The sequence below is a fragment of the Bacteroides sp. MSK.20.12 genome (genome assembly GCF_019052435.1).
GTDB lineage: Bacteria > Bacteroidota > Bacteroidia > Bacteroidales > Bacteroidaceae > Bacteroides > Bacteroides xylanisolvens.
The window spans coordinates 12,428-30,587 of the sequence record NZ_JAHQVH010000060.1 but is presented as its reverse complement, the minus strand read 5'-3'; the positions used below and the strand labels follow the sequence as shown (position 1 = coordinate 30,587).

The 18,160-nt window shown below is 41.3% G+C and carries 10 protein-coding genes; 4 read left to right on the top strand and 6 right to left on the bottom strand.

Features of this window, described 5'->3' with window-relative positions; genetic code table 11:
• Positions 1–134 precede the first annotated feature (134 nt).
• The 4 genes from KTR06_RS22315 to KTR06_RS22300 all read right to left on the bottom strand — a co-directional run bounded on the left by KTR06_RS22315 (position 135) and on the right by KTR06_RS22300 (position 4,091).
• A complete protein-coding gene (locus tag KTR06_RS22315) occupies positions 135–731 on the bottom strand; it encodes a UpxY family transcription antiterminator (RefSeq protein ID WP_008025447.1) in 597 nt (198 codons plus the stop codon).
• A 336-nt stretch (positions 732–1,067) separates the two neighbouring features.
• Positions 1,068–2,033 (bottom strand): tyrosine-type DNA invertase cluster 3b, encoded by a 966-nt coding sequence (locus tag KTR06_RS22310; RefSeq protein WP_120069587.1) that lies wholly within the window; start codon positions 2,031–2,033, stop codon positions 1,068–1,070.
• 186 nt (positions 2,034–2,219) lie between these two features.
• Positions 2,220–3,416, bottom strand: a complete 1,197-nt coding sequence (locus KTR06_RS22305; RefSeq protein ID WP_217290819.1) for a heparin lyase I family protein — start codon at positions 3,414–3,416, stop codon at positions 2,220–2,222.
• Positions 3,417–3,539: 123 nt separating this feature from the next.
• Positions 3,540–4,091, bottom strand: a complete 552-nt coding sequence (locus KTR06_RS22300; protein ID WP_008021457.1) for a DUF4738 domain-containing protein — start codon at positions 4,089–4,091, stop codon at positions 3,540–3,542.
• Between the two features lie 241 nt (positions 4,092–4,332).
• Here KTR06_RS22300 and galB point away from each other — a divergent pair, with 241 nt between their 5' ends.
• Positions 4,333–6,780: a beta-galactosidase GalB gene (gene galB / locus KTR06_RS22295; RefSeq protein WP_121959958.1), complete on the top strand. Its 2,448-nt coding sequence runs from the start codon at positions 4,333–4,335 to the stop codon at positions 6,778–6,780.
• A 132-nt stretch (positions 6,781–6,912) separates the two neighbouring features.
• On the opposite strand, the gene KTR06_RS22290 is transcribed toward galB, so the two are convergent.
• Positions 6,913–7,599, bottom strand: a complete 687-nt coding sequence (locus tag KTR06_RS22290) for a TrkA family potassium uptake protein (protein WP_008770828.1) — start codon at positions 7,597–7,599, stop codon at positions 6,913–6,915.
• A 4-nt stretch (positions 7,600–7,603) separates the two neighbouring features.
• Positions 7,604–9,433 carry a TrkH family potassium uptake protein gene (locus tag KTR06_RS22285; protein ID WP_008021450.1) on the bottom strand — a complete coding sequence of 610 codons (1,830 nt, stop codon included), beginning with the start codon at positions 9,431–9,433 and terminating at the stop codon, positions 7,604–7,606.
• Positions 9,434–9,565: 132 nt separating this feature from the next.
• Here KTR06_RS22285 and KTR06_RS22280 point away from each other — a divergent pair, with 132 nt between their 5' ends.
• From KTR06_RS22280 to hepC, 3 genes are all read left to right on the top strand, one after another.
• A complete protein-coding gene (locus KTR06_RS22280) occupies positions 9,566–10,936 on the top strand; it encodes a TrpB-like pyridoxal phosphate-dependent enzyme (protein WP_004316593.1) in 1,371 nt (456 codons plus the stop codon).
• A 208-nt stretch (positions 10,937–11,144) separates the two neighbouring features.
• Positions 11,145–15,206, top strand: coding sequence for a two-component regulator propeller domain-containing protein (locus KTR06_RS22275; protein ID WP_217290818.1), 4,062 nt, complete (start codon positions 11,145–11,147; stop codon positions 15,204–15,206).
• A gap of 768 nt (positions 15,207–15,974) precedes the next feature.
• The gene (gene hepC / locus KTR06_RS22270; RefSeq protein ID WP_055235956.1) at positions 15,975–18,152 is read left to right on the top strand and encodes a heparin-sulfate lyase HepC; all 2,178 of its coding nucleotides are present in this window, start codon (positions 15,975–15,977) and stop codon (positions 18,150–18,152) included.
• Positions 18,153–18,160 lie beyond the last annotated feature (8 nt).

The window sequence follows — 18,160 nt, the reverse complement described above, 5'->3', positions numbered from 1 at the left end:
GTTCAGAGGCTAATTGTTTTTGTTCTTTCCCTTGTCTAATCCCCTCTTTGACATACTCCAATACTTGAGAATCGCTCATATTTTGAGCCATCAAAGGAGAAAAAACTCCTAGTAGTAGAATGAATAGAAATACGTTAAAGTTTTTTTGTGTCGTCATTACTAATCTTTGTGGGTTCTACATAACCGATTGGCATATCTACACAAGCACAGCCAAGCATATTTAAACGAACGGCAATCTTACTCTTCCCCCCGACAGTCACGAGTTCGCCGACAAGGCCGCTCAAAGGACCTTTTATGACACGAACTTTCTCACCACGCGCCAGTGGAGTATCATTCATACAGACTGCTTCTTCGGAATAATCGAGCATGAAACGGAAACGTGCCATCTGCTCGTCAGGAATAACGGCAGGAGTGCTTTCACCACGCATCACCATATAACGGCTGACCGTGGAGAAGCTCAGGACTTCCATACGCTCTTTTGGATTGACATGAACAAAAACCATCATTGGAAGTAAGACTGTATCAACCATCTTTCGACGGTCGCTCCATTGATGGATCTGTTGCTGAACGGGAACAAAAGAATCAATTCCCATCTTAGACAAACGCTCGGATACCTTCTTCTCGTGATGCATTCGAACGAGTGCTACATACCAGCGTTTTGAGTGTGCTACGCCTTCCCCTGTCCCACTAATAGGCCCGGCATTTACTGATTTTGGTTTCGTTAAAATCATATTTTTTTACCCCATGTGATTCCGTTACTTCTTAGGTAACGGATAATACATACACGAAGCGTACACTATGATGAAAATAGAAATCACACACATGACAAAGGCGTAAAATATGGAAAGGCCTAATACTCAACAGGGAAAATCTAGAGATCAGGCAATAAAAAGTATAGAGCATGAAAATAAGGTTATTTCATGTTCGAATAGTTTTTTGCTCTATGTTTCAGATAAAACGAAAAAAAGTGGAGGAATATTTGCTTTCTATTCGTGTTTTTGTCTATCTTTGCGTCAAATTTAAGTTCCGTTACCTAAGAAGTAACACACATATTTTAATTCTGATGATTAACACTTTACAGTTTTTACGCTACCTACACAACAGTTTCTTATGTAAGATAAATTCCCTTTATTTACCTCTGTACGTTCTTTAAGTCCAAAGCCTTTCAAGTAGATTTGTGTGGTTTTAATAGATTTGTGCCCCAATGATTCACTAATCATTTCAATGGAGACTCCCCGATACTTCGCAGTCGTTGCCCAAGAATGGCGCAGCGTATAGGAAGTGACGGGGGATTGCAAATGTAAAGCTCTTGCCAAGTCCTTCAGAGAATTATTAAATCGACGGAGAGCGGACTGATATTCCCGGTAACCTCTTTCATCCGTCCGTTTTTTATCCCCACGAAGAATATCAAACAGATAATCCGGACAATCAGGATGAGAATTTTCCTTGCTACGAAGCTGATTAATCATTTCCTTTGCAGTATTCAGCACTTCCACACTCATCGGAGTTTTGGTTTTGATACGATTGTATCGCAGTACATTCTGATCGAGTGCCGATTTCTCCAGATGAGCTAAATCCGCGAACGACATGCCACAAAATTGGAACATCAGGGCGGCAATAGCTTGCGTACGGCGTAAACGTTCCGATTTGGGATCTTCATACAGAAGCTTATGCAATTCCGTAGCAGGCAAAGCCTTCTTTTGCCAGACATCCACGCCTGTATAGACATCATGAAACAGTCGCGGAATATAAGGCGCACTGCCCGCTTCCACTCCCCGATTGTAAATACTACGAAGCATACGCATGTACGTAGAAATCGTATTGGGCTTCAAGCCACACTCATAAAGATATTGCCCGTAACGTCGTAAACGCTCGCGGGTGATCTGTCTGAACGACACATTAGACGTGCCGCAAAATTTGCTGAAAGAAAAAATGGCATTCTTGTAGACATGCGCCGTGGAATACCGTCCCTCCTTCCGCAAACGACCGATGTAGAATTCCGCACACCGGTTAAATCCATTTTTGTTCATCATTTGCATCACTAATTATTTTATATATTATACCATTTGGCAAGCAACAAAAAAACAAATCTTTTTGCAGACTTGAAGCACACTTGACAAATGCGATATTATTTTTTTAGATTATTAACCTATAAAAAAATATCCGGATGCCCACTAAACGAACATCCGGATATCACTCTCTTTCTACCTTCTAACTAATTACCTCTCTGAATAGTTTGCCAGATTGTAACATACCGGCTTCGTGCTATTACCTACACGGTAGATACCGAACTTAAAGTAATAACCATCATCGTCGTTACGTCCAATCATGATTTTCTCATTGTCCACAATGTGTTTCTTAACCTTTTTCCCTTTTTCCTGATAGTCCATCTGTACATCGAGCATACCCGGCTTTACAATTGTTTCCGCCTCTTTGCCATAGACTGTCCAATCGATATGAATACGGAATGTAATCCAACAATCTTTCGGAAAATCGGCGAAAGGCATTTTGTAAGCAATGGTCGATGCTTTATATGTAGATGTCACAGGTTTCATAACCGGTGTCTTTTCCGGATTTGCGTTGCAACGGTCGTCTTTATCTGTCAACCATTTACGGTCGGAGTTTGCTTTGATATAAAACCATCCGCCGGAAAATCCGAATGCCAATGGAGGATAGCCACCTTGTTCCACCAGCCATCCGTTAGCCTTTCCGGCTTGATAAACGGGATTGCCTTGTTTGTCTTTCACCGGATTACCTTGCTTGTCCAGCTTGGGTTTCTTTTCGTATCCCATGTTTTTCTTAAAAATAGTAGTCTTGTCCAGTTCCATGAACTCATCAGCTGTCAGTTTCTTCACTTCACCCTGTGGAGTCTGTACCAAAGTACGATCCGGCATTCCATGCCATTGAGCAAAAATGGTGGAAACATCACTGCCTAATGTAGAAGGGATATATACCGAAAACTCATAATCGCGGGAAGCACCTTGCGGACAAATACCTTTTCCATGATGATATACAGTTTTCATTATTTGTGCTTTCTTATATGTATCGGCTGGTTTACCTTTGAAATCATCGGAAGTTGCATAACAATAAGAAAATTCCGCACGTCCTTTTGTTTCCCCCGCTGCATATCCGGATAATGTGTTATCATCTTCTTTCAGTTCAAAACGATAAGAAGGTTTTCCGTTGAACATAAGGTTGAAATCACGTTGAATGGCATGCGTTTTTTTAGCTCCGACTGCTACCCAGCAACCATCTATAATCTGATTGACACATGCCGAATCTGCCTGTACATTTACACGCTCGGTTAGTGGCACCAAAGTCTGTGTTTCTATAGCCGGACCGGGTTTCTCGACTTGTTCAGCCATCGCCGTGCATCCTGATGCCAGCACGCAAATAATAAAAATGCTTTTCTTCATTCTATTCGATATTAAGTTTGTTGACGGTGCAAAAATACGAAAGGCAACCTCATCGGTTGCCTTTCGTTTGTCTCAAATGCTTTCACATTTGTGTAATTTTGCTGTCAGCACCTGCTTGGAGGCTTAATTGGGTGCTTCATCGTTCAAATCTTCTTCAAGCATATCTACTTTCCGTATACTCATTTTTCCATCGGCGGTGATCGTTATAGAAAGCGGCATATACAAATCTGTCTGCGGATAACAAACACTTGCGGCATATACAATGCCCTGCGGAGTGGTCTTGTCGTATACAATTCCTTCCAATATAGATTTCGAGAGAAATTTTGCATCGACTACGGATGAAAAATCATTCTTGGTAAATGTCTTGTTCAATACCGTTTCGTTACCACGTGTCAGGTGCAGCACTATTTTATTGTCGACATAAGTATCTCCCATCTCATTTGTCACATGAGGCAGACTTTCGTCCGGAGTACGTGAAACAAAGGAATGATAATCTTTTCCTTTGAACTTAAAGTTAGTTTCGCTCTTAGACGTCTGCATACGCTGCAATCCGTGAGCATCTATACTGTCTATTCTTGCCAGCAGCGACTGATTATCTGAAGATCCTTTTTTACCGCCACATGCAGTCACAGCCACCGCCAACGGCAACAAAAGCAAATAAATTAGTTTTCTCATACGTAAGTTTTCTGTTTATAAATAGATGGCAAAGGAACAAAAAGAGCGGGATATTTACAAGTGTAACCGACATTTTTCCTACATTTGAAGGAAAGAAGGAATGGAAAGGCTATCACAAAGGGGGGCTTGACAACAGTGGCAAACCGGCCAGTGCATTTAATGCTTTCAAGAGATAAGATTATTGAATCCTTTTTTATAACTTTACGCCGAATCCAAAATATTTTATACCTGAAAAGTAAAAATGAACATGAAACACCCCAAACAGTTATTAGCTGTACTTTTGATGGCCGCCGCCTGCACTATGCAAGCGCAACGCAGTGAGGCACTGCTGGAGAAGAACTGGAAATTCAGTAAAGGAGATTTTAAAGAGGCCAGTCAGCCGGAGTTCAATGACACTAAATGGGAATCGGTTGTTATTCCACACGACTGGGCGATTTTTGGTCCATTCGACATGAACAATGATCTTCAGAATGTGGCAGTGACACAGAACTTTGAGAAAAAAGCTTCCTTGAAGACAGGACGTACCGGCGGTCTTCCTTATGTAGGTACCGGATGGTATCGTACCAGTTTTGACGCCCCTGCCGACAAAGAAGTGACACTACTCTTTGACGGTGCCATGAGTGAAGCGCGTGTCTACATCAACGGAAAAGAAGCTTGTTTCTGGCCTTTCGGCTACAATTCTTTTCACTGTAATGTGACTTCCTTATTGAATAAAAACGGTAAAAACAATACGCTTGCCGTGCGTTTGGAAAACCGTCCGCAATCTTCGCGCTGGTATCCGGGAGCAGGTCTGTATCGCAATGTACACCTGATTGTGACTGACAAAATCCATGTGCCTGTATGGGGAACGCAAATCACAACTCCTCACGTCAACAAGGATTTTGCAGCCGTACGTCTCCAAACGAAGATAGACAATGCCGGTGAGAAAACAGCCATCCGTGTAGAGACGGAAATTCTTTCTCCGGAAGGTAAAGTTGTTACCCGGAAAGAGAATACAAGCCGCATCAATCACGGACAACCTTTTGAACAAAATTTTATTGTAAACGCGCCCGAACTCTGGTCGCCGGAAAGTCCGTCGCTTTACAAGGCTGTCTCTAAAATTTATGCGGATGATAAACTGGTAGATACTTACACCACACGTTTCGGTATCCGCAGCATTGAATACATTGCCGACAAAGGATTCTACCTGAACGGGGAGCACCGCAAATTTCAGGGTGTATGCAATCACCACGATTTAGGTCCGTTGGGCGCCGCTATCAATGTAGCAGCACTGCGTCATCAGCTTACGCTATTGAAAGATATGGGATGCGACGCGATCCGTACTTCTCATAATATGCCGACTCCCGAACTCGTTGCATTGTGTGACGAAATGGGATTTATGATGATGATCGAACCGTTCGATGAATGGGATATCGCCAAATGTGAAAATGGTTATCACCGCTACTTCGATGAATGGGCGGAACGTGATATGATAAATATGCTTCATAATTACCGGAATAACCCTTGCGTCGTTATGTGGAGTATCGGCAACGAAGTACCGACTCAATGCAGTCCTGTCGGTTATAAAGTGGCCAAATTCCTGCAGGATATCTGCCATCGTGAAGATCCTACCCGTCCTGTCACTTGCGGAATGGACCAGGTGACTTGTGTACTTGCCAACGGATTTGCAGCAATGATTGATATTCCGGGACTTAATTACCGTACGCAACGCTATCAGGAGTCATACGACCAACTCCCGCAGAATCTGATTCTGGGAAGCGAAACGGCTTCTACTGTCAGCTCACGCGGCGTGTACAAGTTCCCGGTGGAGGATAAGAAAGGGGCCAAATATGAAGATCATCAATGCTCTTCATACGATGTGGAGGTTTGTCCCTGGTCGAATATTCCGGACGAGGACTTTGCATTAGCTGACGATCATCATTGGACCATCGGACAGTTCGTATGGACCGGATTTGATTATCTGGGTGAACCGTCACCATACGATACGGATTCATGGCCTAACCACAGTTCAATGTTTGGTATCATCGACCTTGCCAGTTTACCCAAAGACCGCTATTATCTTTACCGTAGCGTGTGGAACAAGGAAGCGGAAACCTTACATATCCTGCCTCACTGGACCTGGCCGGGACGTGAAGGTGAAGTGACTCCCATTTTTGTGTACACTAATTATCCTACTGCCGAATTGTTTATCAATGGCAAAAGTTATGGAAAACAAAGCAAGAATAATAGTTCGCTAAAGAACCGCTATCGTCTGATGTGGATGGATACAAAGTACGAACCGGGGGAAGTGAAAGTAGTAGCCTACGACAAAAACGGAAAAGCGGTAGCTGAAAAAGTAGTCCGTACTGCCGGAAAGCCTCATCACATCGAACTGGTAAGCAACCGTAACGAACTGACTGCAGATGGAAAAGACCTGGCTTATGTGACTGTTAAAGTAGTAGACAAAGACGGTAACCTCTGCCCAGCCGATAATCGTCAGATAAATTTCTCGGTAAAGGGAACAGGTAAATATCGTGCTGCCGCCAATGGCGATCCGACGAACCTTGAACAATTCCATCTTCCAAAAATGCATGCTTTCAACGGTATGTTGACAGCTATTCTGCAAGCCGGTGAAACTGTCGGAGAGATTGTGTTTACAGCAAAAGCAAACGGAGTGAAAGCCGGAAATATTCGTATTCAGACGAAATAAGGCATACGCTTCAGCATATAACAAACCCACCGGATTTCTTCACTGAAAAGAAGTCCGATGGGTTTCTTCATACAACTATCTCTGAAACTTGCTCACTTGTGCTCAATAAAAGCGACGTTATAAGTACTCTAGCTAAATAGCTTTCCAGAAGGCCTGAAAATCACGATACCTGCCGTAGCAGACCAATTCGTCTCCTTCTTCCACTTTCTCATTTCCCGGTAATTCATTCTTCACATGAAGCTCGGTCAGAGAGATACCCAGGCAGTTGGTGATCTTATTCGCCCGTTTCAATCCTATCATTTTTAAATGAAACTCTTCATCCAGGTTTAACTCATTCACAAAATATCCTACAAATTTCTCCGGAACCGTGAACTTCACAACATAATAATCCTGATCGATGCGGAATCCTTCCATGTTAGTACCGAAGTCGAGCAGTTGTACCAGGCTGCGGGCAGCATCTTCTTCCGGGGTCAGGATTCGTTCCAGATCAAAAGCTTCAAGCACCGCTTTATGTACGGCATCAATAGCACGGGCAAAAATACGGGGAACCTTTTTCTGCTTCAACAGGGCAACGACTCGTATCGACGCACCAAAATTCTCTCCAATCGCTACAATAACTATATCCACACTATTCAATGGCAACACTGATAATGACTGTTCGTCAGTAGCATCAATGACAAAAGCTGTAGCAACCTTATCTTTGATGGAATCTACACGACTTTCGCTTATATCCGCACCTATAATTTCGTGTCCCAAGGCGGACAGTTCTTCCGCCAACACATGGCCGTAATTTCCTAAACCAATAATAATATACTTCATAGCTTTAGTTTATTATGATGTTATCACTTGGATAACGGTATTTTGTATTCTTTTTCTGTTTGACGATTCCCAACATCAATGTTATTAACCCCACACGACCAATAAACATCAACAAAGACACCAATAGTTTGCTTGCGTCGCACAAATGAGGGGTCAGATTCAGACTGGAACCTACGGTACTAAGCGCAGAGACACATTCGAAAGTCAATGCCATAATGGAAACACCCGGTTCGAGTATGCTCAATGTAAAAATAAAAATGAATAAGACTCCCAATGACATGACTACTGTTGCATTGGAACGCCGGATTGAATCGTAAGACAATTCCCTGCCGAACACTTCCACTCGTTCAGTGCCACGCAATACGGCTACAAGATTCAGAACTACGACCGCAAAAGCATTCACTTTCACACCACCTGCCGTGGACTGTGATCCACCGCCCACCCACATCAGGAATAGATAAACCAACAATGTCTGCACGCTCAATGATGCCAGGTCGACACTGCTGAAACCGGCTGTTCGCGGACAAGTGGCATTAAAGAAAGCTTGTGTCCACTTATCTGCCACAGGCATACCGGCAAAAGAACCATTCCACTCAAAAGCAGCAATAGCCAATGTGCCGATTAATAAAAGCAGAAAAGTCATGATTAACACGATTTTCGTATTCAGGTTATAGAGGTGCTGCATTTTATGCCGATCCAGTTTGCGGGTACGAATCAATTTCCAGAAACGACGGAGGTGATACAATACAATATCCTTGAAATTGACAAGGATGGGGAAACCGATACCACCAAATATAATCAATAGAGAAACGGTAATAAACAGCCAATTGTGGTTAGTCATCACCATCGGATTTCCTAAATTGCCGGAAAGCGTAGAAAAGCCCGCATTGCAAAAAGCTGAAATAGAATGGAAAGCAGCAAAACCCAACTCTCCTTCCAGAGTCATTCCCAACGTTCCGTGAATACTAAACCAAATCGAAACCATACCGATCCCTTCAATCACTAAAGTGAAGCCTAATATATATAATAAAGTAGACAGCAAAGAACCTAATGAATTGGAACTAACCATATCACGCACAACAAGCTGGTTGTAAATGGAGGTATTCCCCATGAAGAACATGGCGAAGAAACTGGTTAATGTCATCACTCCCAATCCGCCAATCTGAATCAGCAGGATAATGACAACTAATCCTGAAGTGGTGAATGTAGTAGACACGTCTACCGGTACCAAGCCTGTAACGCATACGGCACTGGTAGCGGTAAATAAAGAGTCTACCCAGGTGATACCATTTACCGTGCAGCGCGGAAGCATCAACAAGCCTGCTCCAATCAGAATAATAGCCATAAAACTAACTGCCAATATCAAAGACGGATTGGTACGCCGTCCCAACAGACGCACCAGCCCATTGGACAGATTGAGGAAAGAAAGAACTAACAATAACAAAAGATGATAAAACTTCCCATGTAAGAATTCCCAAATATGCAAAATAGCTCCTTCTTCTTCCGGACGATGGAATATAACAGGTACCAACGTGAGATATAACAATCCACTCAATATCCAGGCTAATCGCCGGTATTGCTTTTTAGTATTCCGGTATTCCAGCGAGATATGTAAAGTGACATCAATCAGAAAAATGATCCAGACAGTTTTATACAATGTCTGCAAATTCGCCACTTCATCAATAGACAAGGGAAAGCCATGTTCATATACTACTCCGACAATCAATGATAAAGACGCCAGATAAGTGAGTGCTTCTATCAGCCCTAACAAAATACGTACATAGGGTTTTAGGAGTTTATTCTGATACAATAAAAACTTATGATAAATCTTCATATCATCTTTTTTAACGGGGTCGTGCAAACTTAACTAAAATAACAATCAAACACGATTCTTTGTTGACAAAATTTTCTGAATATTAAAAATTTGACTACTTTTGGCAACAGAAAACTAAAAAACTACAATATTATGAGTGAAAAAAGAAAACGGTATATTCTACCGGAAGAAGAAATTCCACATTACTGGTACAACATTCAGGCCGATATGGTGAACAAGCCTATGCCTCCGTTGCACCCGGGAACCAAACAACCGCTGAAAGCAGAAGATTTATATCCGATTTTCGCAAAAGAGCTGTGTCATCAGGAGCTAAATCAGACGGATGCATGGATCGAAATACCGGAAGAAGTGCGTGAAATGTACAAGTACTACCGCAGCACTCCGCTGGTTCGTGCTTATGGTTTGGAAAAAGCACTCGGCACTCCGGCTCATATCTATTTTAAGAACGAAAGCGTAAGCCCTATCGGTTCGCATAAGTTGAACTCTGCATTGGCACAAGCTTATTATTGTAAAGAAGAAGGAGTTACCAACATTACCACTGAAACTGGTGCCGGACAATGGGGAGCCGCTCTTTCTTACGCAGCCAAGGTTTTCGGTCTGGAAGCTGCCGTTTATCAGGTAAAAATCAGTTATGAACAAAAACCATACCGCCGCAGCATCATGCAGACTTTCGGAGCACAGGTCACTCCTTCTCCATCTATGTCTACCCGCGCCGGTAAAGATATTCTGACTAAACACCCCACTTATCAAGGTTCATTGGGAACTGCTATTTCGGAAGCTATCGAACTGGCACAAATGACTCCCAACTGTAAATATACGCTCGGTTCCGTACTTAGCCACGTGACTCTCCACCAGACTATTATCGGACTGGAAGCTGAAAAACAAATGGAAATGGCAGGCGAATATCCGGATATCGTGATCGGTTGTTTCGGAGGTGGTTCCAACTTCGGAGGTATCTCTTTCCCGTTCATGCGCCACACCATACAGGAAGGGAAAAAGACTCGTTTCGTTGCTGCCGAACCTGCTTCTTGTCCGAAACTGACACGTGGTAAGTTCCAATATGACTTCGGTGATGAAGCCGGATATACTCCATTGCTGCCGATGTTCACTTTGGGACATAATTTTGCTCCTGCTCATATCCATGCCGGTGGGCTTCGTTATCACGGCGCAGGTGTAATCGTTTCACAGTTGCTCAAAGATAATCTGATGGAAGCGGTAGATATACAGCAACTGGAGTCTTTCGAAGCCGGTTGTCTGTTTGCGCAGTCCGAAGGTATTATTCCGGCTCCCGAATCCAGCCACGCTATTGCAGCGGCTATCCGCGAAGCTAACAAATGTAAGGAGACAGGAGAAGAGAAAGTGATTCTGTTCAATCTTTCGGGACATGGTCTGATCGATATGGCTTCTTATGACAAGTATTTGGCCGGTGATCTGGTGAATTATACATTGAATGACGAAGATATTCAGAAGAATTTAGACGAGATAGGAGATTTAGCTAAATAAATTACCTACCAGTTTCAAGTTTCACCACCGATTACACAGATTAACACAGATTTAATTGTAATTCGAAGATTGTCGATATAAAAATCCGTGCTAATCTGTATAATTGGTGGTATTTTTTCATTCCCTATATTTACTTTCTCTCTATTGAATACCTCCATATAAAAGATTTTGCTATCTTTGATGCCATTATTAATCTTATGAACTAATAATGAACAGCCTTAAAAAAACAACAATCTGTCTACTCTTTCTATGTATAGGGGTTAATTGCGTTTTTTCTGAAGTTCCGGAGCAAATTAACTTCTCTTATATTTCTATTAACGAAGGATTGTCACAAAGCACCGTATTCTCTATCGATCAGGACCAAAGAGGTAATATGTGGTTCGCTACCTATGATGGAGTAAACAAGTATGACGGGTATTCATTTACAGTTTATCAACATAATGAAGAGGATCCGAACAGTATTGCTAATGACATTTCACGAATCGTAAAGACTGACAGTCAGGGACGTGTCTGGATCGGTACGCGGGATGGTTTGTCATATTATGACGAAGAAAAAGACAAATTCAGAAATTTCTTCTACGAGAAAAAGGGCAAACGGCAACAAATCAATGGTATTGCAGAAATCTCACCGGAACAGTTGCTTATAAGCACACAGGAAGGACTGACCATGTTCGATATTAAAGAATCCAAGTTTGTAGACGATTCTTTTAGTACCGCTATGCACAAGCTTATAGCTTCAGCTCTTTACAGACAGGGGGATATTATCTATATCGGTACCCCGGTCGACGGGCTTTACAGCTATTCCATTCCTCAAAAGAAACTGGAAAAGATTACTCCGATAACGGAAACGAAACAGATTCAGGCCATTTTGCAGCAATCTCCTACCCGTATATGGGTAGCTACCGAAGGAGCCGGTCTGCTTCTGCTCAACCCGAAAACGAAAGAGGTCAAGGCTTATCATCATTCTTCTTCCAATCCTAAAAGTATCAGTTCCAATTATATCCGCTCCCTGGCACTGGATTCGCAAAATCGCTTATGGATAGGAACGTTCAATGATCTAAACATTTATCATGAAGGAAGCGATTCTTTCGTTTCCTACAGTAGCAGTCCGGTAGAAAACGGCAGTTTGTCACAACGTTCGGTTCGCAGTATCTTTATGGATTCGCAAGGAGGTATGTGGCTTGGAACCTATTTCGGGGGATTGAACTATTACCATCCTATCCGCAACAGATTCAAGAATATCCAGCGTATTCCCTATAAGAATTCTCTAAGCGATAACGTAGTCAGCTGCATTACGGAAGATAAGGATAAGAACTTATGGATAGGAACGAATGATGGTGGTTTGAATCTGTATAATACAAAGACACAACAGTTTACGCACTATATCTTACAGGAAGACGAACGGGAAATCGGTATTGGTTCCAACAATATCAAAGCCGTATATGTAGATGAACAAAAATCACTTGTATATATAGGGACACATGCCGGCGGACTGACTGTCCTCCATCGAAACAGTGGAAAAATGGAAAGTTTCAATCAGCTGAACAGCCAGTTGGTGAATGAGAATGTATATGCAATTCTTCCTGATAAAGGGGGAAATCTCTTATTGGGGACATTAAGTGCTCTGGTTAGTTTTAACCCGGAAAAAAAGAGTTTTACCACCATTGATAAGGAAAAGGACGGTACTCCATTTACTTCACAACGAATCACAATCCTGTTCAGAGATTCCCATAAACGGCTTTGGGTCGGGGGTGAGGAAGGTATATCTGTCTTTCAGCAGGAAGGAATCGAGATAGAAAAGGTGCCTATTCTGCCGGAATCATCTGTAACAAAGACGTTTACCAATTGCATTTACGAGGCTGCCAACGGTATCATCTGGGTAGGTACGCGTGAAGGCTTCTACTGTTTTAATGAAAAAGAAAAGAAAATCAAACGATATACTACGGCTAACGGTTTGCCTAACAATGTGGTATATGGTATTCTGGAAGATACTTTCGGACGTCTTTGGGTAAGTACCAACCGTGGTATTTCCTGTTTCAATCCGGAAACAGAGAGGTTCCGTAATTTTACGGAATCCGACGGATTACAGAGTAATCAGTTTAATACTTCTTCGTTCTGCCGCACTTCGAGCGGTCAAATGTATTTCGGGGGTATCAACGGGATCACTACTTTCCGCCCGGAACTGTTGCTGGATAACCCTTATACGCCTCCGGTAGTTATCACTAAACTTCAACTGTTTAACAAGACAGTTCGCCCGGATGATGAAACCGGTATCCTGACTAAAAATATCAATGAAACAGAAAGTATCACCCTGAAATCATGGCAAACAGCTTTCACGATTGAATTTGTAGTATCCAATTATATTTCCGGACAACATAACACTTTCGCTTATAAACTGGAAGGATATGACAAAGAGTGGTATTATCTGACAGATAAACGTACTGTCTCCTACTCCAACCTACCACAAGGCACTTATCACTTTTTGGTAAAAGCTGCCAATAGTGACGGAAAATGGAATACTGTACCTACAATGTTGGAAATCATAGTTCTCCCTATATGGTACAAGACCTGGTGGGCAATCATGATTTTCCTCGCCACTTTTATCGGGTTTATCACTTTCGTCTTCCGCTTCTTCTGGATGCGTAAGAGTATGGAAGCGGAACTGGAACTTGAACGCAGGGACAAGGAGCATCAAGAAGAAATCAACCAGATGAAGATGCGTTTCTTCATCAATATTTCGCACGAGCTTCGCACGCCATTAACTCTCATCTTAGCTCCTTTACAAGAAATAATCAATAAGATTAGTGATCGCTGGACTCGTAACCAACTGGAATATATCCAACGCAACGCCAATCGTCTGTTGCATCTTGTCAACCAGTTGATGGATTATCGCCGTGCCGAATTGGGAGTTTTCGAGCTGAAAGTAAAGAAAGAGAATGCGCATCAACTGATACAGGATAATTTCTTGTTCTACGATAAACTGGCACGCCACAAGAAGATTACTTATACTCTCCACTCCGAACTGGAAGAAAAAGAGGAACTTTTCGATCCGAATTATCTGGAACTGATCGTTAATAACCTGCTTTCAAATGCTTTCAAATATACAGAAAGCGGGCAAAGCATTACTGTTACGTTGAAAGAGGAAAACAATTGGCTGGTACTGCAAGTTAGTGATACCGGTATTGGTATTCCTATCAACAAGCAGGGGAAAATATTCGAACGTTTCTATCAGATAGAGAGTGAGCACGTAGGAAGTGGTATCGGGCTGTCACTGGTACAACGTTTGGTGGAACTGCATCACGGACGTATTGAGTTAGACAGTGAAGAAGGCAAAGGCAGTACTTTCTCTGTTTATCTGCCACAGGATATAAACATCTACAAATCTTCCGAATTAGCTTCTAATGACGCGAAAAATGAGGAGGACCAAGTTTATTCTACCAACTCGAAAGAGATGTATTTCATTGATACGGAAAAAGTAGAAAACGAAGCGATCGAAACCGGTGACAAGAAACGTGGTACGATTCTTATTGTAGAAGACAATAATGAAATCCGCCATTATCTCAGTAGCGGACTTTCCGAACTTTTCAATACATTGGAAGCCGGAAATGGTGAAGAAGCCCTGGAAAAGCTGAAAGAGAATGAAGTGGACATTATTGTGACTGATGTCATGATGCCTGTGATGGATGGTATCAAGCTATGCAAGAATGTGAAGCAGAATATCCGTACCTGTCACATTCCTGTGATTATCCTGTCTGCCAAAAGCGAAACCAAAGATCAGATGGAAGGTCTGCAAATGGGCGCGGATGATTATATCCCGAAACCGTTCTCTCTTGCCATACTGACTACGAAAATACAGAACATGATGCGCACCCGCAGGCGTATGCTTGAACGGTATTCCAAATCTCTGGAAGTGGAACCGGAAAAGATTACATTCAACGCCATGGACGAAGCTTTATTGAAACGTGCCGTAGCCATCGTAGAAAAGAATATGGATAATATTGAATTCTCCACCGACGAGTTCGCCAGAGAAATGAATATGAGCCGTTCTAATCTGCATCTCAAATTGAAAGCTATCACAGGTGAATCGACTATCGACTTTATACGTAAGATTCGTTTCAATGAAGCGGCAAAATTACTGAAGGACGGACGTTATACAGTAGCAGAGGTCAGTACGATGGTAGGATTCAACACACCGTCTTACTTTGCTACGAGTTTTAAAAAGTATTTCGGATGTTTGCCTACGGAGTATATCAAGAAAGCAAAGGGATAAATAAACAACCATAATGTATAAGACTGTACTTTTCTTATTGACGGATTTGAGCCAAAATATAATCTCTCCTGAAAATTAAAAAGTGAAAATCTGCTGTCATCTGTCACCTGTTTGCATTTAAATATTTGATTATAAGTATACTATAATGTGACAGCAAGCGGTGACAGCACGGTGACGGCATTTTTGCTGTACACCGAATAAAGTTCCAAGGTAGTTTCTCCTAATTGAAACTTTAGTTTCAACAAGAAGAAACTTTTGTTTCATAGATAAAAAACTAAAGTTCCAAGCTGGTGAAACTTTTGTTTCAAGCCTTGAAACCGGAGTTTCTAAGGCAGGAAACAAAATGTTTCCCTACAGCTAAGAAATAGGAACAAGGTAGGTTGTGATTCTTAAGTAACGTAAGAGAGAGATTATGAGATTATATTTCGAATCATTCCGATTAGTTACACTTATCCTTCTTATTTCTCCAATCCACCATGATTCCCCCAATCATTATGGACTAAAATTCATCCAATAGAACACCTAAAAATGTACAAAACCAACGCTACAAATACAATTGGATTAGATTACATTATGATATATAAAAAGCCTGATATCAGATATATAACAGTCTTTTTAGACAGAAATGATATACGATTCAACAAATTTAATATCAAAAAAATCATTTTTGAACAAAGCTTGAACAAGACAGCTTAATGAATAGGAATAAACAGATTACATTTGCAAACAGTAAAATATAACTTTTAATAATTAAAACCTAATAAAAGCATGAAGAACATCTTCTTTATTACTTGTATGTTCACAGCCATCACTTTTACAGGATGTGTGGACGACGACGATGATTTATTATCTGGTGAAATTAGTTCTGGTGTAGAAATACTCCCAGAAAATAAGCCTAATGATGTCGTCGAGCCTAAACTCTTTGATATTATCAATCTCGATTACCCCGGATTGGAAAAGGTTAAATCTTTCTACGAAGCAGGCGAGCACTATTATGCAGCTCACGCACTATTAGAATATTATAGAAATAGAACGAATGTAACGAATCCGAACATCAATTTAATCAATCCCACAATCTCGGTAAAAGATCAACGTATTGCCGACCAAGCACTCGAATATCGTTTCTATGTCAGAGGTTTCTATGAAAGCATTGATGAAAACAAAGTTGAAACTTACTATTCTTTCTTTGATAACAACACAAAAAAAATAGACTGGACAGCTCATCAAGACACGGAAACTGATCAAGAATTTAGATATCAACGTCACCGTCACCAGTGGATGCTTCCTCAAGCGAAAGCATACCGTATCAGCAAAGATGAAAAATATATTCAGTCATGGATTGAAACATATAGTGATTGGTTGGCTACTTATCCATACGAACCAGGAACTCAATTTCCACCAGCAGGCGGTTCTGAAAACGATAAAGATTATGAATGGAAAGGACTACAAGTAGCCGAACGTGTACTTTCACAAATAGACATCATGGCATACTTTATCCATTCACCCAACTTTACTCCAGAATGGTTGTCTACCTTTCTCACTGCATTTGAAAAAGAAGTTGAATGCATGCGTTTAAATTATTATCAAGAAGGAAATATTCTTTTAACTCAAGCACAGGCCGTAGCTACAGCAGGGATATTGATGCCAGAATTCAAAAATGCAGAACAATGGACAAATGAAGGATTACAGAAAGTAGGCGTACAATTGGATGAACAGTTCAATAATGACGGTGTACAATTTGAATTAGATTTAAGTTATCACATCGGTGCTGTCAGCGATTTCCGCTCTATTTATTTGTTGACGCAAGCAAATGATAAAATGAGTTTATTGCCCGGTAACTTCACCGATAAACTAAAAGCAGCGACGGAAGTTGTCATGAATACAATTTATCCAGACTACTCTCTTGACAACTTCAATGATACACGCTCAAGCTCATATGCAAAAAGTACCTTATTAAACAGATTGAAAGAATATGTAGCCATGTATCCAAATGATCAAGAATTATTATGGATGGCAACCGAAGGAAAGTCTGGGAAAGAACCTACACACCTGACACAATCTTATGATGATTCAGGATACTACATTCTACGTAATGGATGGAAAAAAGAATCGACTATGATGATTCTAAAAAACCACAATTATAAAGAATGGCACAGTCAACCAGATAATAATACATTCGGCCTCTATCACAATGGGCGTAATTTCTTCCCGGATGCAGGTGTATACGCTTACAGTGGTAACGACCGCACAAAATTCGCAGCAACTGTGAACCACAATACGCTAACCGTAATGAGTAAATCCATAGGCGGTGAACAAGGTGGAAAAGTTGAAGGAAAATTACTCAAATTAGAAACAAAAAACAATACAGATGTTCTTGTAACAGAAAACCCTTCTTTTGATAATGCAACTCATCGTAGAACTGTATTCTTTGTGGACAAGAAATTCTTTGTTATCGTTGACGAAGGCTATGGAAAAAATGCAAAAAGCCTGAAAACCAATTTAAATTTCCACATACTTGATGACGAAGAGACTCCGTCTGTATTTGAGCCACATACAACAGAACAGCCATATTGTCAAGCATATACAAATTTTGCAGACAACAAAAATATGCTAGCCAGAACATTTGCTGAAACCAAAATTCAAGAAAGCAAAAGCTTGTCATCAAGCCAAGCCACAGATATATCTAATGCGATGGGAACAATTTCCGGTTTACGTTTAGGCTACCAGATAACAGTTAACCAGCCAGCATCAAAAGACGATGTAACTATGGCAGCACGCTACATTTCCGTTATTTATCCTTTCGGAACGGAAGAAGATCGTAAAGCATTGGATATTGATGCCCAATTCACTGATAACGAGGACGGAACAGCAGGTATCTTCCATCCAGAAGGGGTATCCATCCAAGTAGCAGTAAATGGTACAAAATATACACTTTCTTCAAAATAAAATTAATA